The following is a 19,197-nucleotide window of genomic DNA, read 5'->3' on the forward strand; positions in this document are numbered from 1 at the left end:
GGGGGGTATGACGCTTTCCTTGACGGCGGCCTTTTTGGCGGGGGTGCTCTCCTTCCTCTCCCCCTGCGTCTTGCCCCTCGTTCCCACCTACCTCTTCTACCTGGGGGGGGAGAGGGGGCGCCCCCTCTTCAACGCCTTCTTCTTCATCCTGGGCTTTGGGGCGGTCTTCTTTCTCCTGGGCCTGCCCTTCACCCTCCTCGGGGGGCTCCTCTTTGAACACCGCCAGACCCTGGCCCGGGTGGGGGGGGCGGTGCTCATCCTCTTCGGCCTTTACATGCTGGGCCTGAGGCCCAGGTGGGGGGTGGCCCTCCGCTACGAGGGGGAGACGGGCCGCCCCTTGGGGGCCTTCCTCCTTGGGGCCACCCTGGCCCTGGGCTGGACCCCGTGCATCGGCCCTATCCTTGGGGCCATCCTGACCCTTACCGCCGTGGGGGGCGGGGTGGGGTTCCTCCTGGCCTACATCCTGGGCCTGGCGGTGCCCTTCCTCCTGGTGGCCCTTTTCGCCGAGCGGCTCAAGGGCTGGCTCAGGCGGGCCGGGCGGCTTTCCCACTACGTGGAGGTCTTCGCGGGGGTGGTCCTCATCGCCGTGGGGGTGCTCCTCCTCACCGACACCTTCACCGCCCTCAACACCTTCTTCCTCCGGATTACCCCGGAGTGGTTGCAGAAGTACCTGTGAACCCCTTGCCCTAAACTGGGGTAGGCATGCTCCTTCGCCTCGAGGCCGTTTCCAAGCGCTTTGGCCGCGACTGGGTCTTCCGCGATCTGAACCTTGCCCTAAAGCGGGGAGAGGTGGTGGCCCTCCTGGGCCCGAACGGCTCGGGCAAGACCACCCTCCTCCGCCTCATGGCGGGGCTTATAAGGCCCACCCGGGGCCGGGTGGAGCGAAGGGGAAGGCCCCTCTTCCTCCCCAACCCCCCCGCCTTCCACCGCCACCTCACCGCCCGGGAGCACCTCCTCTTTGACCTGGGCTTCCACGGGGCAGCGGGGGACTGGGAGGGGGCCTTGGCCCGCTTCGCCCTCCCCCCGGACCTTCCCCTCGCCGCCTTCTCCAGCGGGATGAAAAAGCGCCTCGCCCTCGCCCGCCTTCTCCTCCTGAGGCCCGACCTCTGGCTTTTGGACGAGCCGGAGACGGCCTTGGACCAAGAGGGGCGGAGGCTTCTTCTGGAGGTCTTGGAGGAGGCCCGTAAGGGCGCCGGGGTGGTCCTCGCCACCCACGACCGGGCCCTGGCCGAGGCGGTGGCCGACCGGGCGGTGTGGCTGGGGGCGGCGTGAGGCGGATCTGGCTTCTGGCCCTTAGGGACCTCCGCCTCGAGGTCCGGGACCGCCTCGGGGTCCTCTCGGCCCTGGCCTTTCTCTTCGTCAACCTCTTCGTCATGGCCCTGGCCCTGGGCCCGGAGGAGGGGACACTGCGCCGGGCGGCCCCCGGGGTCCTCTGGGTGGCCCTGGCCTTCCTCTCCACCCTCCTCGCCACCCGGGCCTTCGGCCGGGAGACGGAGGAGGGAACGCTGGACGACCTCCTTCTCGTTCCCGGGAGCAAGGAGTGGGTCTACTTCGGCAAGCTTCTCTTCCAGCTCCTCGTCCTCCTGCCCTTGGCCCTCCTCGCCCTCTTTGGGGCCGCGGGGTTCTTCCACGTCCCCTTGGAACGCGGGGGGGCTCTCTTCCTCACCCTCGCCTTAGGAAGCCTGGGCTACGCCAGCGTGGCCACCTTCTACGCCGGGCTTTTGAGCCGCCTGAGGGGGCGGGAGGTCCTTCTTCCCCTTCTCCTCTTCTCCCTGGTGGTCCCCGTGGTCCTGGCCTCGGTGCGGGCCACGGCGGGGGTCGCCGAGGGGCTTCCCTTGGGGGAGGTGGCCCCTTGGTGGCAGCTGCTCCTCGTCTTTGACCTGGTCTACGTCACCGCGAGCGCCCTCCTCTTCCCCCTGGTCATGGAGGGGTAGGGGGGTTTACAGAAACCTCACCTTCCCTCGGCTATCCTAGGTGCTGAAGGAGGTTTGACCGATGCAGAAGACCGCGTCGCTTTCCCGTCCCGACGGCCTCACCTGGGCCTTCCTGGCCCTTGGGGTGTTGCTCCTTCCCCTGGGGCTTTACCTCGCCCTCGCCGCGCCCCCGGACGCCAACCAGGGGTATTTGGTCCGGATCATGTACCTGCACGTTCCCACCGCCTGGGTGGGGTACCTGGCCTTTTTCGTCACCTTCCTCTACTCCCTCCTCTACCTCTTCCGCCAGGACCCGCGGCACGACCGGATCGCCGCCGCGAGCGCCGAGATCGGCCTTGTCTTCATGGGCCTTGCCCTGGTGACGGGGATGCTCTGGGCCCGGCCCACCTGGGGGGTCTACTGGACCTGGGAGCCCAGGCTCACCACCACGGCCATCCTCTTCGCCGTCTACGTGGGCTACTTCCTCCTCCGGGGGGCCATTGAGGACCCCGAGCTTCGCCGCAAAGCGGCGGCGGCCGTGGGCGTTTTGGGCTTCCTCAACGTGCCCATCAGCTACATGTCGGTGAAGTGGTGGCGGAGCCTGCACCAGACCCAGTCCATTGACCTCACCACGGGTAAGATCCACATGGCCCCGGAGATGCTTCAGGTCCTCCTCTTCCACCTCGCCGTCTTCACGCTTCTGTACCTGGGCTTCGTCCGCTTCCGCGGCCTCGTGGCGGCCCTGGAGGAAGCGAAGGAGGAGGCGTGATGGGGGTCTTCGTCACCTGGGTCTACGTCCTCACCTACCTCGCCGTCTTCGGCTACCTGGCCTACCTCTTCTGGCGGTACGGGAGGGCGCGGTGAAGGGGAAGCACCTCCTCGGCCTCCTGGTCATCCTGGGCGCTTTGGGGTACATGGTCTTCGGGGGGCTTGGGCGGAACCTGGTCTACTTCCTCACCCCTTCGGAGTACCTCCAGGACCAGGCCCGCTACCAGAACCGCCCCGTGCGCCTCGGGGGGCTCGTGAAGCCCGGAACCGTCCAGTACGATAAGGACCGCTTGGAGCTCCGCTTCGTCCTCACGGACGGGGTGGCCGAGGTGCCCGTCCTCCACAAGGGCACCCCTCCGGGCATGTTCAAGGAGGGCCAGGGGGTGGTGGTGGAGGGCCGCTTCCAGGGAGGGGTCTTCCAGGGCACCAACCTCCTGGTGAAGCACTCGGAGACCTACCAGCCTCCCAGGGAAGGCTGGACCCCGGAGGAGGTGCGCAAGCTGATTGAGGAGGCCAAATGACCCCGGCCCTTCTCGGCAACCTAAGCGTGAGCCTGGCCCTGGCCTTTAGCCTCCTGGGCCTGGGCCTCGCCCTCCTCGCCTACCTCCAGGGGGACGGGCGCTTCCTAAGGGGGGCGAGGGCCCTCGTGCTCCCCGCCTTCCTCGCCGCCCTTGCCGCCTTCCTCGCCCTGGAGTGGGCCCTCCTCGCCCATGACTTCAGCCTGGCCTACGTGGCGAGGAACCACTCCACCAAAGACCCCCTCTGGGTGACCCTGGTGACCCCCTGGGCGGCCCTCGAGGGGAGCCTCCTCCTCTGGGGCCTCCTCCAGACCCTCTACACCCTCCTCGCCAGCCGCAAGCCTCTGGACCCCTGGCGGGCCTCTTTGGTCCTCGCCGTGCTCTTCGGCATCCAGGCCTTCTTCTTCGGGGTCATGGCCACCATCGCGAGCCCCTTTGAGACCCTGCCCGACCCCCCTCCCGACGGCGTGGGCCCGAACCCCCTCCTCCAGAACCACTGGATGATGGCCGTCCACCCCGTCCTCATGTACCTGGGCTTCGTGGGCCTGAGCGTGCCCTACGCCTACGCGGTGGCGGCCATGGTCGCCCGGCGCTACCAGACCTGGGTGGAGGAAACCCGTTGGTGGACCCTCATCGCCTGGGGCTTCCTCACCGCGGGGAAGGTGGCGGGGATGTGGTGGAGCTACGAGGTCCTGGGCTGGGGCGGGTACTGGGCCTGGGACCCGGTGGAAAACGCCAGCTTCATCCCCTGGCTCCTCGCCACCGCCTTCCTCCACACCGCCTTCGTCCAGCAGACCCGGGGGGCCTTCAAGACCTGGAACTTCGCCTTCGTGACCCTGGCCTTCGCCGCCACCGTCCTCGGCACCTTCCTCACCCGAAGCGGGGTCATCCAGTCGGTCCACGCCTTCGCCGAGGGCCCCGTGGGGCCTGCCTTCCTCGGCTTCTTCCTCCTCGCCACGGGCCTTGGCCTCGGCCTCCTCTCCCGAGTCTCCCGGGAGGTGCGGGACACCGCCCTTTTCCACCCCCTCTCCCGGGAGGGGGCGCTTCTCCTCGGGGCCTTCTTCTTCGCGGGCTGGGCCCTCGTGGTCGTCCTCGGCACCTTCTACCCCCTTCTCGTGGAGGCCTTCACCGGGGCCAAGGTGAGCGTGGGGGCCCCCTTCTTCAACCAGGTCTCGGCCCCCCTGGGGGCGGGGATCCTCCTCCTCATGGGGGTGGGGCCCCTCCTCCCCTGGCGCAGGGCCCGGCGGGAGGTCTTGCGGAACCTCCTCGTCCTTCTCCTCGCCCTCGCCTTGGGGACCCTATTCGGCCTCCTCCGGGGCTACGCCTTGGGGGCCTCCTTCGCTTTGGGACTTTTCCTCTACAACGCCGCCGCCATCTACCTTCTGGCGCGGGAAGGGGTCTTGGCCCGGGTGCGGGCGGGGCTTTCCCCCTGGGGCTTTTTGGCGAACCGGAGGCGGGTGGGGAGCCTCGTGGTCCACTTCGCCGTGGCCCTCATGGGGCTTGCCATCGCCTTCAGCCAGACCTACCGCCTGGAGAGCGAGAAGACCCTCTACCGGGGAGAGGCCTGGGAGGTGGGGGGCGTGCGCATGACCTTCCAGGGGGTGCGGGCCTTGGACGAGGGGCGGCGCTTCGCCGTGGAGGCCCTTCTTGGGACGGACCGCTTCGGGGAGGTGAGGCCCAGGCTCCACTTCTACCCCCAGATGAATAGCCCCCTTCCCGCCCCCGAGGTCATTTACACCCCGGGGAACGACTACTACTTCCTCCTCATGGACTTTGACCGGGAAAAGGGAGAGTGGGCCTCCATCCGCCTCATCGTCACGCCTTTGGTCTTCTGGATTTGGGTGGCAGGGGCGCTCATGGCCCTGGGCACCCTCTACATCCTCTGGCCCGCGGGCCGGGCCGAGGAGGCTAGGGGGGTGAGCCCGGCGTGAGGGGGTGGCTCTGGCTCCTCCTGCTCCTGGCCCTTGGGGGCCTCTTCTTTTGGGGGATGCAGCGGAACCCCAAGGAGCTTCCCTCCGTCCTCGCCAAGGAGCGGAGGCCCGCCCCCGACTTCACCCTCCCCCTCCTTTCCCCCTACCGGGCGGAGTGGGGGGAGGCCTTCCGCCTCGCCGACCACCTGGGCAAGAGGCCCATCGTCCTCAACTTCTGGGCCAGCTGGTGCTACCCCGCCTGCTACGAGGAGGCGCCCATCTTGGAGGCCTCCTGGCGCCGCCACCGGGGGGAGGTCCTCTTCGTGGGGGTGAACACCCAGGACAAGGAGGAGGAGGCCCTAAGGTTCATCGCCCAGTTCGGCCTCACCTTCCCCCAGGTCTACGACCCCCGGGGCCGGGTGGGGGTGGACTACGGGATGTACGGGGTGCCCGAGACCTTCTTCATAGACCGGGAGGGCCGGGTCCTCGCCCGGCACGCCGGGGCCATTGACGAGGCCACCTTAGCGCGTTACCTAGAGGAGGCCTTGCGATGAGGTGGGTTGTCCTGCTCTTGGCCTTTCTCCTTCCCGCCCTGGCCCAGGAGGCGCCGCCCCCAGACCTCTCCCCGGAGGTCTTCCGCATCGCCCGGGAGCTCCGCTGCCCCGTCTGCCAGGGGGAGTCGGCGGCGGAGAGCAACTCGGGGGTGGCGGCGGAGATGCGGAGGATCATCGCCGAGATGCTTCAGGAGGGGAAGACGGAAGAGGAGATCAAGGCCTTCTTCGTGGAGCGGTACGGGGAGTGGATCCTCTACGCGCCCCCGAGGCGGGGGGTGACCCTTTGGGTCTGGGTGCTCCCCGTCTTGGGGCTTCTCCTCCTCGGCCTTGGCCTCTTCGCCTACTTCCGGCCCAAGCCGCTTCCCAAGGAGCTTTTGGAGGAGGCGGAGCGCCGCCTTAAGGAGCCCCCGAGATGACGGCCACCCTGCTCTTTCTCGCCCTCTTCCTCCTCGGCCTCCTCCTCGCCCTAAGGCCCCTCCTCGGCCCCAGGGAGCCCTTCCCCGAGCCGCCTAGGCGGGAGGAGCTTCTGCGGGAGCTGGAGGTCCTCAAGGAGGAGGTGGAGGCCCTGGAGGGGGAGGAAAGGAAGCGGGCCCTCGCCCGCATGGTGGAGGTGGAAAGGCTTTTGGAGGGCTACCGCCCCCCCGCTCCCCGCCCCTTCAACCCCTGGCCCGTGGCCCTGGTCCTGGGGGCCGTGGTCCTCCTCGGGGTAGGCCTTTGGCGCTACACCCTCCCCCGCCTCCCCGGGGAGACCACGGTGACCCAGCGCCAGGAGGCCCGGGAGCTCAAGGCCCTGGCGGACAAGGCCAAGCGCACGGGGGAGGTGGAAGACCTTTTGGCTTGGGGGCGGAAGGCCTACGAGCTCCAGGCCCTTGACCAGGCTGCCGAGGCCTACCTGGAGGTCCTCAAGAAGGACCCCAGGAACGTGGAGGCGGTGCGCCGGGTGGGGATCCTCCTCTTCATGGGGGGAAGGCCGGAGGAGGCGAGGATTTTCCTGGAGATCGCCCAGCACGCCGACCCCAAGGCCGCGGAGGGGTGGCTTTTCCTGGGGAACCTCTACTTCCAGGAGGGGAGGATGCAGGAGGCCATCGCCGCCTGGGAGAGGTACCTGGAGGCCGGGGGCGAGGCCAAGGAGCGGGTGGAGGCCCTCATCGCCATGGCCAAAGCCCAAGCCCAAGGGGGAAAGGACGGGAAGAGCGTCTACGAGGCCCGCTGCGCCGCCTGCCACGGCCTCCAGGGGGAAGGGGGCGTGGGCCCGAGGCTTAAGGGGAACCCCATCCTAAAGGCCCCGGAGGCGGTGCGGGAGATCGTCTTAAAGGGCCGGGGGACGATGCCCGCCGTTCCCCTCTCCGAGGAGGAGCTTGGGGCCCTCTTGGACTACCTGGGAAGCCTCTAGCCATGAAGCGGCGCGACCTCTTCTTCTACCTTCCCGTGGCGGTGGCCGGGGGGTTTTTCGCCTGGTTCGGGGTGCGCACCTACAACCTCCGCTTCCGCCCCCGGCCCGAGGTGGGGGCGCCCACCTGGAAGGCGGGGCCCAAGGTGGCCGTGGCCCGGCTTGGGGAGCTTGGGGTGTGGCAGGCGAAGCCCTTCCTCTACCCCCTTCCCTTGGGGGAGCTTAAGGCCTTCCTCCTCCGCCTGCCCGAGCCCGCCCCCGGGGGGCTTTCCGTGGGGGAGGAGCACTACCTGGCCTTAAGCCGCATCTGCACCCACCAGGGGTGCACGGTGAACCTCGTCCCCGACCCCGAGGCGGCCTCCCTCCTCTACAACTTCCGCTACGAGCGGCCCTTTCTGGGCTGTCCTTGCCACTTCGGGGCCTTTGACCCCCTGCTTGGGGGGAAGGCCGTCTACGGCCCCCCTCGGTTTCCCTTGCCCCGCCTGCGCCTCGAGGCGGAAGGGGAGACCCTCTACGCCACCGGGCACGAGGTGCCCCTAAGGCCCATGGAAGGCGGGTGAAGACAAAGCCAAGGTCCCGCCCCAAGCTTGGGCGGGGCCCTCAGGAGGGGCCCATTAGTAGGGCTCGCCCTCCAGCATCTTCCGCTCCTGATCCACGGAGACCAGGGCCAGCTCAATGGGGTAGTGGGGCTCGTTCACCCCAGGGTGGGCTCCCGAGGGGATGAGGTTCACGTGGTTAATGCAGGTGATCCCCAGGGCCCTCAGGGTCTTCGTGCCGATGTCCACGTACTTCTGGCTCTCGTTACCGGGTTCCCCGCCCTTTCGTAGGCGAGGAAAGGGTCTTCAGGCAGGGTGCTCGGGTCCACGTAGAGGGTGCCGAGGCCGGAGATGAAGTTGGGGAGCGCCCCCTTCAGGGCCTCGCTCACGTTCACGTAGGGGGCCGAAGGGGGGCCTTCCGCACCTAGAGTATCTGGGCCAGGTCCAGGCCAAAGGCCACCGCCAAAGAGACCATCACGAGCGCTTTCGCCTTCCTCATATGTCTGCCTCTCTTAGGAGCCCTCTGGAGCTCCACCCTACCCTGCGGCCGGAGGGGGGTGGTGGATGAGGCCAAACCGGACGGGCTTTCTGCCCGTATGGTAGGGTGGAGGCGGATGGGCTTGCCCGCCGATTCCCTCTCCGACGAGGCCCTCCTCGCTTTGGTGGCCCGCGGGGACGAGGAGGCCTTCCGCGCCCTTTTCCGACGCTACGCGGGAAGCTTTCTCGCCTTGGCGCGCAGGATGGGCCTGGATGGGGCGGGGGCCGAGGATGTGGTGCAGGAGGCGATGATAAGGGTCTGGCAGAAGGCCAAGGAGTTTGACCCCAGGCGCGGGAGCGCCCGGGCGTTCCTCCTCACCTTGGGGCACCACGCGGCGGTGGACGAGGTGCGCAGGCGAGCCGCGAGGCCCCTTCCCCTGGAGCCCGATCCCGAGAGGGATGAGGAGGCTTTTGACCTTCCGGGTCCCGGGCTGGACGAGGAGGGCCACTTGGACCGTACCCGCCTTGGCCGGGCACTGAAGGCCCTGTCTCCGGAGGAGCAGCGGGTGATTGAGGTCCTCTACTACCAGGGCTACACCCACCGGGAGGCGGCAAGGCTTCTTGGTGTTCCCTTGGGAACCCTCAAAACCTGGGCCAGGAAGGCCCTCTTGAAGCTCAAGGAGGTGCTCCGTGAGCCCTGAAGAGGTCCGGGAACTCCTCCCCCTTTACGCCTTGGGGGCCCTCACCCCCGAGGAGCGGGCCCGGGTGGAGGAGGCCCTAAAGCGCTACCCCGAGCTCTGGACCGAGGCCAAGGCCCTTCTGGAGACGGCGGCGGAGCTCGCCGCGGGCCTTCCTCAGGAACCTTTGCCCTCAGGGCTCGAGGAGCGGGTCCTCCGCCGCATCCGCCCAAGGCGCCTTTCCCTTCTCCCCCTCCTCGCCCGGGCAGCCGCGGTCCTGGCCTTCCTCCTCGTGGGCTACGGGGCCTACTTCGGCCTCTCCTGGACCTTGAGCCTAGGGGCGCCCGCCACCCGGGTCTACGCCCTGGTGGGCCCCCAAGGGGGGGTGGTGGGGCATGCGGTGGTGCGCCAGGACGGGCGGGCCCTGGTGGTCCTGGGGGCCCTGCCCCCCCAAGGGCGGGTTTACCAAGCCTGGGGATTGGGGAAGGGCGATCCTGTACCCTTGCCCACCTTTCGCCTCCCCCTTAAGGTGGTGCGCTTGCCCGAGGGGGCCCAGGCCCTGGCGGTTTCCCTCGAGCCCCCGGGGGGAAGCCAAAGGCCCACGGAGATCCTAGGCTTGCCCAAGCTCTAGGGCAGGTAGGGCTTCAGGGCTTCCTGGGCCTCTTGGGGGAGGAGTGCCCGCTCCAGGGCCCGGTCGTTGGCCACAAAGGGAGGGCGGAGCAGGGGGTCTTGGAACGCTAGGCGGGCCTGGCGCACCAGGACGCGGTGCCCCGCCTCCACCCCCAAGATGGCCCCCGCCAGACGCAAGGCTTCGCCTTCTAAAAAGGGCAAAGCCCCTAGGTAGGCGCCTACGAAGGCCTCCTCCAGGGTTTCCAGGAGGCGGAGAACTGAGCTCTCATCACTTTGAGGGCTGGGGCTTGACAAGGGAAGAGAAGAGGGGGGTAAGTAAGGTGTGCCGCCCACCACCCCCCTTTCCCAAGTTATCACCCTCTGGGTCCATAAGGTCTTCGCCTCCCTCAGGAAAACCATCCGCTCCAACCTCGCCCTCTTCCTGTCCACCCTCCTCACTACCCCCCTGGACCCCACCCTCTCCGACCTCGCCCGCAGAACCCCCCTCCCCACCCTGGCCCAAAGCCGCCTCAATCGCCTCTGGCGCTTCCTCCATCACCCCACCCTGCAAGACCCCTGGGCCCTCACCGAAGCCCTCCTCCCCCTCCTCGTCCCTCGTTTCCCCAAAGACCGCCCCCTCCCCCTCATCGTGGACTGGACCTTCACAGAGGACGGTAGGCACCAAGCCCTGGTGGCCGCCCTTCCCCTCAAGGGAAGGGCCCTGGTGGTGGCCTTCGCTCTTCACCCCCTCTCCCCTTTCCCCAGTCAAAACCGGGTGGAGGAGGAGTTCCTCCACCGCCTGGGCCGCGCCGTCCAGGACCTGGGATATACCCCCCTCTTCCTCCTGGACCGCGGCTTTGACCGGGTCTCCCTGATGCGAAAGCTCCAGGGGTGGGGCATGGGCTTCCTCATCCGCCTGCGGCAGAACCGGGAGGTGGAACCCCAAGGGGGGAAGCGCCTTCCCCTGAAGGAGGGCTACCGGCGTGTGGTCCACCCCCTGCGGGAGGAGGTCCGCCTTTTCGGACACGGTGGGGAGGGGGTAGAAGTCACCCTCCTGGTGTACCCAGGGGGTCGGGATCCCTGGTATCTGGCCTATTCGGGCCCTTTTGGGGGGGAGCCGCCCTATGGGTGGCGGATGTGGATTGAAGAGGGGTTTAGGGACCTGAAGGGGCAGGGGTTTGGGCTGGACCGCCATCGGCTGCGGACGGGGGCGAGCCTCAGGGGGTGGTTATGGCTTCTGGCCTTGGGGATGGCGCTCTTGGTCCTTCTGGGGGCGCGCTTGCAGGGCAGGGAATGGCTTCCCCGGCTTCTGGCCCATCCCGAGCGGCAAAGCCTCTTCCGTCTGGGCCGGATCGCCCTGGCCCAGGGGCCCCCGCCTTGGAGGGAAGCAGTGGTGGAGGAGCTGGTCAGGTTGCTTCAGGAACTGGGGGGAGGAAAGTGATGAGAGCTCAGGGCGGAGAAGGGGGATGGGGCTTTGGAACACCTCGGGCAACCGGAACCTAAGGGTGGGCCTTCGGCCTAGGGCTTCCCGAAGGCGGCGCACGTGCTCTTCTTCCTGGGCTAAGTGGCTGCACGTTGATTTCGCAACACGGGTCGCCCGAAATAAGGCTTGGGAAGGTCCTTTTGGGGCCCCCACCGCGGCGAAAGCCGCGGTGGGGTACTTAGGAGGAAACGCCGGTAGGGCCCGATTGCGCCCATGCCCTCACCTCCTCAAGGGGTAGCCGGTCGGCCCCGTTTTTCCCGTAATGGGCCCGGGCGATGCGCAGGTCTTCGCCGATGAGGAACTCGGCGGGCATCCGAAAGAGCTCCCCGTCCGTGGAACCGTGGGGAATACCTAGGCGGAGGCCCTCGAGGTAATAGGGAAGGGCCTTTGGGTCCAATAGCCCCCACAGGGAGTTGCGGGTGCGGTAGAGGGCGTGCACCCGATCGTCCGGGTCGGCCAGGATGGGGAAGGGGGGATGCTGCCGCCCCACCCGCGTTCTTAGGGTTTCTAGGGGGGAGCCGAAGATCCCCACCACTTCCACCCCTAGGGCCCGAAGCTCGGGGTAGAGGGCTTTAAGCTCGTGCACCCGGCGGTTGCAAAAAGGGCATCCCCCGTGGCGGAAGAAGGCCAAGAGGGTTTTTTGGCCCCGCCTCTCCCCCAGGCTAAAAATCCTGCCGTCCAGGGCCTCCAGGGTAAAGGGGGGGGCGGGGTCCCCCGGGCGGAGAGCGGGCCCAGGACGGAAGGCCTCCCCCAGAAGTCCCAGGGCCTCCAAGGCCCGCACCCGGGGCACGAAGGCGCCCCAGGGGTAAAGTCCCCGGACTGCGGCTAGGGCGAGGGGCGTGCCGGTGGCGAAAAGGCCTAGGAAGCGCAGCTCCTCCGGCTCCAGGGACAAAAGCCGGCCGCCCGCAGGGCCCAGGTCCTCCGGGATGGCGAAGCGGGCCAGGGGGTCCATGGGGGGGCCCGGGGGATGGGCGTGGGCTTCTATCTCCTCCAGGAGGCGGCCTAAGCGGGGACCCAAGGGGGGAAGGTCCAGGGGGCGGAAGCTAAAGGAGGTGGGGCGGTCCCAGAAGGGGCTTAAGGCCACGAGGAAGCGGAGCCGCTGCGCCTCCTCCCCCCCGGGCAGGGCGGAGAGGCGGGCGCCTTGGGCGAGCGCCCCGGCGAGGGCCTGAAGCCCAAGGGCCTCGAGGACCCGCCCCACCCGGGGTACCAGGGGCCCGCCCAAAGCGACAAGCCTTCCCTCGGCAAGCTCCAGGGTGAGGCCGAGCCCCGGGGCAAAGTGCAGGGTAAGCCGGCCGGCATGCCGGTGGCGGGCGAAAAAGGAGAGGAGCTCCCTCGGCGTGGTTTCCCGAGTCAAGGTCCGGACCATCCTGTCCTTCTGTACGCAGAGGGGGAAGGTTCCGGATGAGGAAATCCAACCCCACCCCTTCTGCCGTAAGGAAGGGTGAGGGGGAGACCCCTCACCCTTGAAGGAGGTGGTTATGGAGCGGATTCTGGCGCGCAGGCAGTTCATGCGGGTGCTCACGGCCACCGGGCTCTCCGCGGCCTTCGCGGGAAGCCTCCTGGACCGGGCCTCGGCGGCCCGCGGGGGGCCCTCGGACGCGGACATCCTCCAGCTTGCCCTCACGGCCGAGTACCTGGCGGCGGACGCCTACACCAAGAGCCTCTTCGGCGGCTTCCAGGGCCTGGTGAAGGACTACCTCGAGGCCGCCCTGGCCCAGGAGGAGGCCCATGTGAAGGCCCTGCGGGACACCTTGAGCGCCCTCGGGGTGAGGCCCGTGGAGAAGCCCAGCTTCGCCTACCCCGTGGAGTTCCTCCCCCGGAACCAGCTCGCCATCCTAAGGCTTTTGAACGCCCTGGAGGACGCCTTCGTGGGGGCCTACCTCGGGGCCCTGCCCCTCATCCAGAGCAAGGACGTCCTCAAGGCCGCCGGGGCCATCCTGGGGAACGAGGCGGCCCACCGGGCCACGGTGCGGGCCTCGCGGATCCTCCTCGGGGACCAGGAGCTCCCCGGGCCCCGCTCCCCCGCGGACCGGGCCTTTGAGGTGGCCATCACCCCGGAGGAGGCGCAGAAGGCGGTTTCGGGATTTATCCGGAAGTGAGCCTGCTTGGGAGAGGCCCCGGGGGAGGCCCCGGGGCCTTCGCCACATCCAAACCCGGGGGTTGGGCCGTAGGGAAGGACGAGGGGGAAGAACCCAAGCCCCTCGGGGGAGGTTAGGTATGCGCAAGACGGTTTTGGAGGCGCGCTTGAGCCGTAGGGAGGCCCTGAGGCGGGCCGGGGCTCTGGGGGCGGGGGCGGTTTTGGGCGGGGCGGTCACCGCCTGCACCACCACCGCCCAGACCCCCAACCTGGACGTGGCTGTCCTCAACTTTGCCCTGAACCTGGAGTACCTGGAGGGCCTCTTCTACCTGGCGGCCACCGGCCGGCTAAGCGAGCTCAACCAGGTGGGGGGCAACGCCCAGATCGTCCTTCCCCCGGGCTTTGACGGCACGAGCCCGGTTCCGGGGCTTACGGGGGACCTCCTGGCCCTGGCCAACGAGATCGCCGACGACGAGAAGGCCCACGTCCTCTTCCTCCGCCAGGCCCTGGGCAGCCAGGCGGTGAACCGGCCCGTCATTGACTTCTACAACTCCTTCAACGCCATCAGGAGCGGCTTCAACCCCTTCAACGACCCCATCTCCTTCTTCGTGGGGGCCTTTGTCTTTGAGGACGTGGGGGTCACCGCCTACAACGGGGCCGCGCCCCTCATCACCGACAAGCAGAACGTCCTGGCCCCTGCGGCGGGGATCCTGGCCACGGAGGCCTACCACGCCGGGGCCATCCGCCGCTACCTCATTGAGGTCCGCAACCAGCCCGTCCCGGGCACGGGCCTCACGGTGGAGCAGCTGGCCAACGCCATCAGCAACGCCCGGAACACCCTGGCGGGCGGCGGCGACCAGGGCCTCACCGTGATGGGCACCCCCAACAACGTGGCTGCGGACCAAAACGGCGTGGCCTTCAGCCGCACCACGGACGGGGTCCTGAAGATCGTTTACCTCAACGCCCAGAAGCAGCCCGGCGGCTTCTTCCCTCAGGGCCTGAACGGGCAGATCAAGTAGCCCTTCCGGCCTTGGGCCCCCCGGCCGGGGGGCCCTTTATACTTGGGCCATGGGGGAGACCGAACGGGAGATCGTGGAAGAGCTGGGCTTCGGGATGGTGCCCAACGCCTTCGCCTGGGCCCGCGAGGTGCCGGAGGTCCAGACCGCCCTCTGGAAGGCCTTTCGCCACGTGGTCCTAAAGGGGATTCTCCCGAGGACGGTCAAGGAGATGATGGGGGTGGTGGCCTCGAGGCGGGCGGGCTCCGAGTACGCGGCCCGGGTCCACCTGCACGCCCTCATGGTCCAGGGGGTGGAGGCCCCCCTCCTCGAGGCCCTGGAGCGGGGAGAGGTCCCGGAGGGCCTCCCCCCCAAGGTGGCCGCCCTCCTCCGCTTCGCCCACGAGGCGGCCTTGGACCCCGGGAGGCCCGAGCTTCTCCGGCCCCTCCGGGAGGCCGGGCTCAGCGAGGCCGAGGTGAAGGAGGCCGTGGCCACCTTGGCCCTTTTCCGGATGGTGAACGCGTGGACCGACCTTCTGGCCATTCCGGTGGACGGGGTGTAGGCCCGGCCCCTCCGGGGGCCAGTAGGGGCGCCCTCTAGGGGAAAGGGTGGGGGTGTGCCGCAGGCTATGGGCCAGGAGTCCCTCCTCCTCCGCCTTCTCCTCCTGCACGAGGTTACGGCGGGCTTCTCCGAGCCCCCCTTTCTGGAGGTGCTGGCCCAGGCGGAGCGGGGGGTGGAGTGGGTCTTCCCCGGGGCCAGGCTGTTGGCCCTGCTTCCCGAGGAGGTGAGGGGCCTCCCCGGTCGGGGCCTGGGGCGCTTCCGGGGGCTTTTGGGGTACGGGGCCTACTTTCCTGGTCCCCCCCTGCCCCTCTACCTCTTCCTGGACCACCCCGGGGTGGAAAGGCCCGAGGAGCTCCGCCTCGCGGCCCTCTTTATGGAGCACCTCCTGGCGGCCCTAAGGGGCGCGGGCTACCGGGACGAGTTGGAGCGCCAGGCCCGCACCGACTGGCTCACGGGCCTGGGCAACCGCCGCGCCCTGGAGCGGGCCCTCCGGGAGGGGCTGGCCCGGGGCGAGGTCCTGATGGTCCTGGACCTGGACGGCCTGAAGGCGCTGAACGACCGCGAGGGGCACCTGGCCGGGGACGCCCTCCTCAGGCAGCTCGGGGCTTGCCTCCAGGGCCTGGCCCGCTCTCACGGGGGGCGGGCCTTTCGCCTCGGGGGGGACGAGTTCGCCCTGATCCTGCCGGAGAGGGCCTTGGGAGAGGCCCGGCGGGCCTTGGAGGCCTTCCCCGTGAGCCTGGGGGTGGCGCGGGCCGAGGAAGGCCAGGGCCAGGACCTTTTGGCCCTGGCGGATCTCAGGATGTACGAGGAAAAGCGAAGGAAAAAGGGGGACTAGTCCCCAAGCCGCACCCGTACGAAGCGGTCCCTGCCCCGCTGCAGGATGCGGGGCCGGGAGAGGTCCACCTGGAGCATGGGGTCGGTGAGGACCTCCCCGTCCAGCCTCAGGCCCCGGTTCTGGATGAGCCTTCTCGCCTCGGCGTTGGAGGGGGTGAGGCCTGCTAGGGTAAAAAGCCTCGCCACCCAGATCCGGCCTTCCTTGAGCTCCGAAGGGGGGATGGCGACCTCGGGGATCTCCTCGGGGATTCCCCCTTTGGCCACCTCGTCGTAGCGGGCCTCCGCCCTCCTTACCTCCTCGGGGCCCGCCTCCTTGTCCCGGCCGAAGGCTTCCCAGGCGTAGCCCAGGCCCTCGTAAAAGGCCCGGTCCAGGCGGGGGGGGATCTGGGGCCGGGCGTAGGCGGCGGTGAGAAGGCGGGCGAGGACCCGGTGGGCGGGGACGGGGCCCGCCTTCAGGAGGGCCTCTATCTCCTCCTCCTCCAGGTCCGTGAGGAGGCGGAAGTAGCTCGGGAGGAGAGGGTCCGGCACCCGCATGAGCTTCTTGAACATCACCTCCGGGGGCTCGGTGAGGCCGATGTAGTTGTCCAGGCTCTTGCTCATCTTCTCCCGCCCGTCTAGGCCCACCAGAAGGGGCATGAGGAAGCAGACCTGGGGGTTTTGCCCGTAGGCCCGTTGCACTTCCCGGCCCACCAGGAGGTTGAAGCGTTGGTCCGTGCCCCCCATCTCCACATCGGCCCTTATGGCCACGGAGTCATAGGCCTGGGCGAAGGGGTACAGAAACTCGTGCAGGGAGATGGGAATCCCCGCCTCGTAGCGCTTCTTAAAGTCCTCCCTTTCCAGCATCTGGGCCACGGTCATGAGGGAGGTGAGGCGCACCACCTCCTTGAAGGTGAGGCCCTCCAGCCACTCGGAGTTGTAGCGGAGCTCAAAGAGGTGGGGCTCCTGCCTCAGGATCTTCCCCGCCTGCTCCACGTAGGTCTTGGCGTTCTCCCGGGTTTCCTCGAGGGTGAGGGGGGGGCGGGTCTTGGATCGGCCCGAGGGGTCCCCGATCATCCCGGTGAAGTCGCCGATGATGAGGACCACCTTGTGGCCGAGCTCCTGGAACTGGCGCATCTTCCTCAGGACCACCGCGTGGCCTAGGTGGAGGTCGGGCCGCGTGGGGTCGGCGCCGAGCTTTACCGTGAGGGGCCGCCCCTCCTTGAGCTTGGCGAGAAGCTCTTCCTCGGGGACGATCTCCTCGGCCCCCCGCTTGAGGAGGGCGAGGGCCTCTTCCGGGGTGTGGCCGATGCCCGCCATGTGCCCAAGTATACTTAGGCCAATGCGGACCCTGCTCTTTTTGGCCCTGGCAGCCCTGGGCCTCTACGGGTACGCCGAGCGGTACGGCCTGGCCGTGGGCTACCCCCCCTTCCTCCCCGTCTTCTACTGGAAGTATACGGGGGAGGCGGAGTACCCCGTCCGGGTCACGGGCCTTTACGACGCCCTGAAGGTGAAGGTCTCGGGGAGGCTGGAGGAGGGGAGGCTCAGGGTCCTTCTGTTGCGGGACGGCCGCAAGGTGGGCGAGAGGAGCTACAGCGGCGCTTTCCAGGACGAGGTGCGCTTCGGCGTGAGCCCTGGGACGTACCTTCTCCGCTTTGAGCTCCAGGGGGCCAAGGGCCAGGTGCGCTACGACTGGGTAACCACCAAGTTTGCCCCTTAGGCGCAGGGTGTGCTACACTGGGCCCTGGTTTGCCCCCGAGGGGGGCCAAAGGGGAGAACGATGGCGCAGAAAAAGCCTAAGAGGAACCTTTCCGCCCTTAAGCGGCACCGGCAGTCCCTGAAGCGCCGGCTCCGCAACAAGGCCAAGAAGTCGGCCATCAAGACCCTCAGCAAGAAGGCCGTCCAGCTGGCCCAGGAGGGCAAGGCGGAAGAGGCCCTGAAGATCATGCGCAAGGCCGAAAGCCTCATTGACAAGGCGGCGAAGGGCTCCACCCTCCACAAGAACGCCGCCGCCCGCAGGAAGTCCCGGCTGATGCGCAAGGTCCGTCAGCTGCTCGAGGCCGCGGGGGCACCTCTCGCCGGCGGCGGCCTCAGCGCCTAAGGAGGGCGTATGGGCAAGGGCGACCGCAGGACCCGGCGCGGCAAGATCTGGCGCGGCACCTACGGCAAGTACCGGCCCCGGAAGAAGAAGTAGGCTATTCGGCCTCCTTCTCGGCTTCCCAAAGCAGGTCCCTGAGGAGCCACCCCCGTCCTGGGGGGGTTAGCTCTTCCTGGGCCAGGGCCCGGATGAGGTAGCGGCGCACCAGGCCGAGGGGGACCCCTTCGGCCACGATCTCCCCCAGGTTACGGGAGCCGTCCAGGAGGGCGGCGAGGTGGCCGAACTCCTCCAGGGTCTTGGGCTTCTTCCCCACGTGCCGGATGCGGAGGGCGAACCAGCTGTAGCGGCGAAGGGGGTAGAGGTCGCCTTCCCGCACCCCCATGTAGGCCCGCTCCATGGCGATGATGAGGGGGACGCCCCAGGCCTTGGCCGCCCCCCGCACGCTCTTTCCCCCCTGGAAGACCTCCAGGGGAGGCTTGGGGCGGATGGCTTCCAGCACCCGGCTCGGGGAGTCTAGGAGGGTGCGGAACCGGTCCCACTCGTCGTTCACCCGGGCCCACTCCCCGAGGAGGACGGAAAAGGGCATCAGGGCCTGGGCTGCCTCCGGAGGCCTCGTGGGCACGAAGCGGAAGGTTCCCTCCTCCGGGTGGAGGGGGAAGGTGAAGAGGGCGTCCAGCCCTTCCCAGTCCAGGATGCTCGCCCCCACCACCTCCCCCAGGGCGAAGCGGAGGGTGAGGGGAAGGGCTCCGGCGCGCACCTCCAGGACCCCGGAGCGCCTGTGGGCGTGGACCAGCTCCAGAACCTCGGTCAGGGGGATGGCCTTCAGGTCTCCTTCCAAAAGTATCCCTCCCCTATGCCCAATACTAGCGTGCGCCCTTCCGGACCCCGGTAAGCGGAAAGGGCCCGGATCACGGGGGCCTCCTCCCCGGCGCGCGCCAGGGCGGCCAGGGTGGGGCCCGCCCCGCCCACGAAGGCCGCCAGGGCCCCGGCTTTTAGCGCCCTTTCAATCGCCTCCAGGACCCCGGGCATCAGGGGGGCCCGGTGGGGCTGGTGGAGCCGGTCGCGGCAGGCCTCCCTTAGGGCCTCGAGCCTTCCCGAGGAAAGCGCCGCGGGCCAGAGGGCGCTTCGGGCCAGGTTGTAGACCGCGTCTTCCAGGGGCACCTTCCGAGGCAGGGCCTCCCGGGCGAGGGGGGTGGGGACCTCGTAGGGGGGGACGGCGAGGACGAAGCGCACCCCTTCGGGCCTCGGCAGGGGGATGGCCAGGGGAGGGGTGCTCAGGGCCGCCACGAACCCCCCGTAGACCGCCGGGGCCACGTTGTCGGGGTGGCCCTCGAGCCCCGCCGCCACCCGGAAGACCCCCTCCCGCCCAAGCCTTCCCCCGGAGAACCGGTCCGCCAGGGCCACCCCGGCCACTAAGGCGGCGGAGGAGCTCCCCATGCCCCGGGCCAGGGGGATGGGGTTGAAGGCCCGCACCCACAGGGGCCGGGGCTCAAGCCCCAGGGCCCGCATGCCCGCGCGGTACCCCTCGTGGATGAGGTTGTCCGTGCCCTCCACGTGGCCTTCCCCCTCGTAGAGGAAGGCGTCCTCCGGGGCGGGGTGGGCCTCCACCTCGAGGTAGAGGTCCAGGGCCACGCCCAAGGCGTCAAAGCCCGAGCCCAGGTTGGCCAGGGTGGCGGGGACATAGAGGCGGAAAAGGGGCTCCATAGGTCCCGCCCTAGCATACCAGGACTTTCCCTGGGGCCTTGACAAGAAGAAGCCCTATTTTAGGGGTGGAGGTGGTACAATGAAGCTGGCTACGCCGGGAGGGCTTGTGTTTATGGT

26 protein-coding genes are annotated in these 19,197 nt (G+C 68.8%); 20 read left to right on the plus strand and 6 right to left on the minus strand.

The features are described from left to right. The first annotated feature begins 7 nt into the window (after nucleotides 1-7). From ccdA to TthTMY_RS02785, 10 genes are all read left to right on the plus strand, one after another. Nucleotides 8-676 carry a cytochrome c biogenesis protein CcdA gene (gene ccdA / locus TthTMY_RS02740; RefSeq protein WP_096412193.1) on the plus strand — a complete coding sequence of 223 codons (669 nt, stop codon included), beginning with the start codon at nucleotides 8-10 and terminating at the stop codon, nucleotides 674-676. 26 nt (nucleotides 677-702) lie between these two features. Then, nucleotides 703-1,272 (plus strand): ABC transporter ATP-binding protein, encoded by a 570-nt coding sequence (locus TthTMY_RS02745; RefSeq protein WP_096412197.1) that lies wholly within the window; start codon nucleotides 703-705, stop codon nucleotides 1,270-1,272. Then, nucleotides 1,269-1,934 carry a heme exporter protein CcmB gene (locus tag TthTMY_RS02750; protein WP_223903382.1) on the plus strand — a complete coding sequence of 222 codons (666 nt, stop codon included), beginning with the start codon at nucleotides 1,269-1,271 and terminating at the stop codon, nucleotides 1,932-1,934. The genes TthTMY_RS02745 and TthTMY_RS02750 overlap by 4 nt, the downstream gene beginning before the upstream one ends. 61 nt (nucleotides 1,935-1,995) lie before the next feature. Further along, a complete protein-coding gene (ccsA, locus tag TthTMY_RS02755) occupies nucleotides 1,996-2,682 on the plus strand; it encodes a cytochrome c biogenesis protein CcsA (protein WP_096412200.1) in 687 nt (228 codons plus the stop codon). A gap of 91 nt (nucleotides 2,683-2,773) precedes the next feature. Next, on the plus strand, nucleotides 2,774-3,202 hold the full coding sequence (gene ccmE, locus TthTMY_RS02760) for a cytochrome c maturation protein CcmE (RefSeq protein ID WP_223903383.1): 429 nt from the start codon (nucleotides 2,774-2,776) through the stop codon (nucleotides 3,200-3,202). Further along, the gene (locus TthTMY_RS02765) at nucleotides 3,199-5,130 is read left to right on the plus strand and encodes a heme lyase CcmF/NrfE family subunit (RefSeq protein ID WP_096412203.1); all 1,932 of its coding nucleotides are present in this window, start codon (nucleotides 3,199-3,201) and stop codon (nucleotides 5,128-5,130) included. Before ccmE ends, TthTMY_RS02765 begins: the two co-directional genes overlap by 4 nt. After that, complete coding sequence (locus tag TthTMY_RS02770; RefSeq protein WP_096412207.1) at nucleotides 5,127-5,663, plus strand: TlpA family protein disulfide reductase; 537 nt, start codon at nucleotides 5,127-5,129, stop codon at nucleotides 5,661-5,663. Before TthTMY_RS02765 ends, TthTMY_RS02770 begins: the two co-directional genes overlap by 4 nt. After that, nucleotides 5,660-6,079: a cytochrome c-type biogenesis protein gene (locus tag TthTMY_RS02775; RefSeq protein WP_096412210.1), complete on the plus strand. Its 420-nt coding sequence runs from the start codon at nucleotides 5,660-5,662 to the stop codon at nucleotides 6,077-6,079. Before TthTMY_RS02770 ends, TthTMY_RS02775 begins: the two co-directional genes overlap by 4 nt. Then, on the plus strand, nucleotides 6,076-7,056 hold the full coding sequence (locus tag TthTMY_RS02780) for a c-type cytochrome (protein ID WP_096412213.1): 981 nt from the start codon (nucleotides 6,076-6,078) through the stop codon (nucleotides 7,054-7,056). Before TthTMY_RS02775 ends, TthTMY_RS02780 begins: the two co-directional genes overlap by 4 nt. Nucleotides 7,057-7,058: 2 nt before the next feature. After that, nucleotides 7,059-7,613, plus strand: coding sequence for a Rieske 2Fe-2S domain-containing protein (locus TthTMY_RS02785; protein ID WP_096412217.1), 555 nt, complete (start codon nucleotides 7,059-7,061; stop codon nucleotides 7,611-7,613). Nucleotides 7,614-7,667: 54 nt separating this feature from the next. Here TthTMY_RS02785 and TthTMY_RS02790 read toward each other — a convergent pair whose 3' ends face one another. Then, nucleotides 7,668-7,838, minus strand: a complete 171-nt coding sequence (locus tag TthTMY_RS02790; RefSeq protein WP_223903384.1) for a hypothetical protein — start codon at nucleotides 7,836-7,838, stop codon at nucleotides 7,668-7,670. A gap of 365 nt (nucleotides 7,839-8,203) precedes the next feature. Between TthTMY_RS02790 and TthTMY_RS02795 the strand changes: the two genes are divergently transcribed. Together TthTMY_RS02795 and TthTMY_RS02800 are read left to right on the plus strand one after the other, a co-directional pair. Further along, on the plus strand, nucleotides 8,204-8,767 hold the full coding sequence (locus TthTMY_RS02795; RefSeq protein WP_096412220.1) for a sigma-70 family RNA polymerase sigma factor: 564 nt from the start codon (nucleotides 8,204-8,206) through the stop codon (nucleotides 8,765-8,767). Further along, entirely contained in the window at nucleotides 8,757-9,374 is a 618-nt protein-coding gene (locus tag TthTMY_RS02800) for an anti-sigma factor domain-containing protein (protein ID WP_096412224.1), read from the plus strand. Before TthTMY_RS02795 ends, TthTMY_RS02800 begins: the two co-directional genes overlap by 11 nt. On the opposite strand, the gene TthTMY_RS02805 is transcribed toward TthTMY_RS02800, so the two are convergent. Beyond that, nucleotides 9,371-9,772, minus strand: coding sequence for a ferritin-like domain-containing protein (locus TthTMY_RS02805; RefSeq protein WP_223903385.1), 402 nt, complete (start codon nucleotides 9,770-9,772; stop codon nucleotides 9,371-9,373). The genes TthTMY_RS02800 and TthTMY_RS02805 overlap by 4 nt on opposite strands. Here TthTMY_RS02805 and TthTMY_RS02810 point away from each other — a divergent pair. Next, nucleotides 9,696-10,793 carry an IS4 family transposase gene (locus TthTMY_RS02810; protein ID WP_096410480.1) on the plus strand — a complete coding sequence of 366 codons (1,098 nt, stop codon included), beginning with the start codon at nucleotides 9,696-9,698 and terminating at the stop codon, nucleotides 10,791-10,793. The two genes, TthTMY_RS02805 and TthTMY_RS02810, sit on opposite strands and share 77 nt — an antisense overlap. A 220-nt stretch (nucleotides 10,794-11,013) precedes the next feature. On the opposite strand, the gene TthTMY_RS02815 is transcribed toward TthTMY_RS02810, so the two are convergent. Next, entirely contained in the window at nucleotides 11,014-12,201 is a 1,188-nt protein-coding gene (locus TthTMY_RS02815; RefSeq protein WP_223903386.1) for a peroxiredoxin-like family protein, read from the minus strand. Between the two features lie 112 nt (nucleotides 12,202-12,313). On the opposite strand from TthTMY_RS02815, the gene TthTMY_RS02820 reads away from it, so the two are divergent. The 4 genes from TthTMY_RS02820 (at nucleotide 12,314) to TthTMY_RS02835 (ending at nucleotide 15,303) form a co-directional block, all read left to right on the plus strand. Continuing rightward, complete coding sequence (locus TthTMY_RS02820; RefSeq protein WP_223903387.1) at nucleotides 12,314-12,934, plus strand: ferritin-like domain-containing protein; 621 nt, start codon at nucleotides 12,314-12,316, stop codon at nucleotides 12,932-12,934. 118 nt (nucleotides 12,935-13,052) lie between these two features. Continuing rightward, nucleotides 13,053-13,931, plus strand: coding sequence for a ferritin-like domain-containing protein (locus TthTMY_RS02825; protein WP_172844701.1), 879 nt, complete (start codon nucleotides 13,053-13,055; stop codon nucleotides 13,929-13,931). A 49-nt stretch (nucleotides 13,932-13,980) separates the two neighbouring features. After that, nucleotides 13,981-14,469 carry a carboxymuconolactone decarboxylase family protein gene (locus TthTMY_RS02830; protein ID WP_223903388.1) on the plus strand — a complete coding sequence of 163 codons (489 nt, stop codon included), beginning with the start codon at nucleotides 13,981-13,983 and terminating at the stop codon, nucleotides 14,467-14,469. A gap of 54 nt (nucleotides 14,470-14,523) precedes the next feature. After that, nucleotides 14,524-15,303 (plus strand): GGDEF domain-containing protein, encoded by a 780-nt coding sequence (locus TthTMY_RS02835; RefSeq protein WP_223903389.1) that lies wholly within the window; start codon nucleotides 14,524-14,526, stop codon nucleotides 15,301-15,303. Here TthTMY_RS02835 and tyrS read toward each other — a convergent pair. Further along, nucleotides 15,300-16,598 (minus strand): tyrosine--tRNA ligase, encoded by a 1,299-nt coding sequence (tyrS, locus tag TthTMY_RS02840; protein ID WP_223903390.1) that lies wholly within the window; start codon nucleotides 16,596-16,598, stop codon nucleotides 15,300-15,302. The genes TthTMY_RS02835 and tyrS overlap by 4 nt on opposite strands. Before the next feature lie 22 nt (nucleotides 16,599-16,620). Here tyrS and TthTMY_RS02845 point away from each other — a divergent pair, with 22 nt between their 5' ends. The 3 genes from TthTMY_RS02845 to TthTMY_RS02855 are packed head-to-tail and all read left to right on the plus strand — an operon-like array spanning nucleotide 16,621 to nucleotide 17,472. Beyond that, nucleotides 16,621-16,998 (plus strand): hypothetical protein, encoded by a 378-nt coding sequence (locus TthTMY_RS02845; RefSeq protein WP_223903391.1) that lies wholly within the window; start codon nucleotides 16,621-16,623, stop codon nucleotides 16,996-16,998. Between the two features lie 60 nt (nucleotides 16,999-17,058). After that, nucleotides 17,059-17,379 (plus strand): 30S ribosomal protein S20, encoded by a 321-nt coding sequence (gene rpsT, locus TthTMY_RS02850; RefSeq protein WP_096412230.1) that lies wholly within the window; start codon nucleotides 17,059-17,061, stop codon nucleotides 17,377-17,379. Nucleotides 17,380-17,388: 9 nt separating this feature from the next. Beyond that, the gene (locus tag TthTMY_RS02855) at nucleotides 17,389-17,472 is read left to right on the plus strand and encodes a 30S ribosomal protein THX (RefSeq protein ID WP_008632889.1); all 84 of its coding nucleotides are present in this window, start codon (nucleotides 17,389-17,391) and stop codon (nucleotides 17,470-17,472) included. A 1-nt stretch (nucleotide 17,473) separates the two neighbouring features. Here the strand turns inward: TthTMY_RS02855 and TthTMY_RS02860 are convergent, their stop codons facing one another. Both TthTMY_RS02860 and thrB read right to left on the minus strand, forming a co-directional pair. Then, the gene (locus tag TthTMY_RS02860) at nucleotides 17,474-18,214 is read right to left on the minus strand and encodes a DUF4388 domain-containing protein (RefSeq protein WP_223903392.1); all 741 of its coding nucleotides are present in this window, start codon (nucleotides 18,212-18,214) and stop codon (nucleotides 17,474-17,476) included. After that, nucleotides 18,199-19,080, minus strand: a complete 882-nt coding sequence (gene thrB / locus TthTMY_RS02865) for a homoserine kinase (RefSeq protein ID WP_096412233.1) — start codon at nucleotides 19,078-19,080, stop codon at nucleotides 18,199-18,201. The genes TthTMY_RS02860 and thrB overlap by 16 nt, the downstream gene beginning before the upstream one ends. Between the last annotated feature and the right edge of the window lie 117 nt (nucleotides 19,081-19,197).

The organism is Thermus thermophilus, from assembly GCF_019974155.1.
Classification (GTDB): domain Bacteria; phylum Deinococcota; class Deinococci; order Deinococcales; family Thermaceae; genus Thermus; species Thermus thermophilus_C.

Coding starts and splice junctions, on each gene's coding strand:
- ccdA (WP_096412193.1), top strand. CDS start 8: ATGACGCTTTCCTTGACGGCGGCCTTTTTGGCGGGGGTGCTCTCCTTC.
- TthTMY_RS02745 (WP_096412197.1), top strand. CDS start 703: ATGCTCCTTCGCCTCGAGGCCGTTTCCAAGCGCTTTGGCCGCGACTGG.
- ccsA (WP_096412200.1), top strand. CDS start 1,996: ATGCAGAAGACCGCGTCGCTTTCCCGTCCCGACGGCCTCACCTGGGCC.
- TthTMY_RS02765 (WP_096412203.1), top strand. CDS start 3,199: ATGACCCCGGCCCTTCTCGGCAACCTAAGCGTGAGCCTGGCCCTGGCC.
- TthTMY_RS02775 (WP_096412210.1), top strand. CDS start 5,660: ATGAGGTGGGTTGTCCTGCTCTTGGCCTTTCTCCTTCCCGCCCTGGCC.
- TthTMY_RS02780 (WP_096412213.1), top strand. CDS start 6,076: ATGACGGCCACCCTGCTCTTTCTCGCCCTCTTCCTCCTCGGCCTCCTC.
- TthTMY_RS02785 (WP_096412217.1), top strand. CDS start 7,059: ATGAAGCGGCGCGACCTCTTCTTCTACCTTCCCGTGGCGGTGGCCGGG.
- TthTMY_RS02795 (WP_096412220.1), top strand. CDS start 8,204: ATGGGCTTGCCCGCCGATTCCCTCTCCGACGAGGCCCTCCTCGCTTTG.
- TthTMY_RS02805 (WP_223903385.1), bottom strand. CDS start 9,772: ATGGTTTTCCTGAGGGAGGCGAAGACCTTATGGACCCAGAGGGTGATA.
- TthTMY_RS02815 (WP_223903386.1), bottom strand. CDS start 12,201: ATGGTCCGGACCTTGACTCGGGAAACCACGCCGAGGGAGCTCCTCTCC.
- TthTMY_RS02820 (WP_223903387.1), top strand. CDS start 12,314: ATGGAGCGGATTCTGGCGCGCAGGCAGTTCATGCGGGTGCTCACGGCC.
- TthTMY_RS02825 (WP_172844701.1), top strand. CDS start 13,053: ATGCGCAAGACGGTTTTGGAGGCGCGCTTGAGCCGTAGGGAGGCCCTG.
- TthTMY_RS02830 (WP_223903388.1), top strand. CDS start 13,981: ATGGGGGAGACCGAACGGGAGATCGTGGAAGAGCTGGGCTTCGGGATG.
- tyrS (WP_223903390.1), bottom strand. CDS start 16,598: ATGGCGGGCATCGGCCACACCCCGGAAGAGGCCCTCGCCCTCCTCAAG.
- TthTMY_RS02845 (WP_223903391.1), top strand. CDS start 16,621: ATGCGGACCCTGCTCTTTTTGGCCCTGGCAGCCCTGGGCCTCTACGGG.
- rpsT (WP_096412230.1), top strand. CDS start 17,059: ATGGCGCAGAAAAAGCCTAAGAGGAACCTTTCCGCCCTTAAGCGGCAC.
- TthTMY_RS02855 (WP_008632889.1), top strand. CDS start 17,389: ATGGGCAAGGGCGACCGCAGGACCCGGCGCGGCAAGATCTGGCGCGGC.
- thrB (WP_096412233.1), bottom strand. CDS start 19,080: ATGGAGCCCCTTTTCCGCCTCTATGTCCCCGCCACCCTGGCCAACCTG.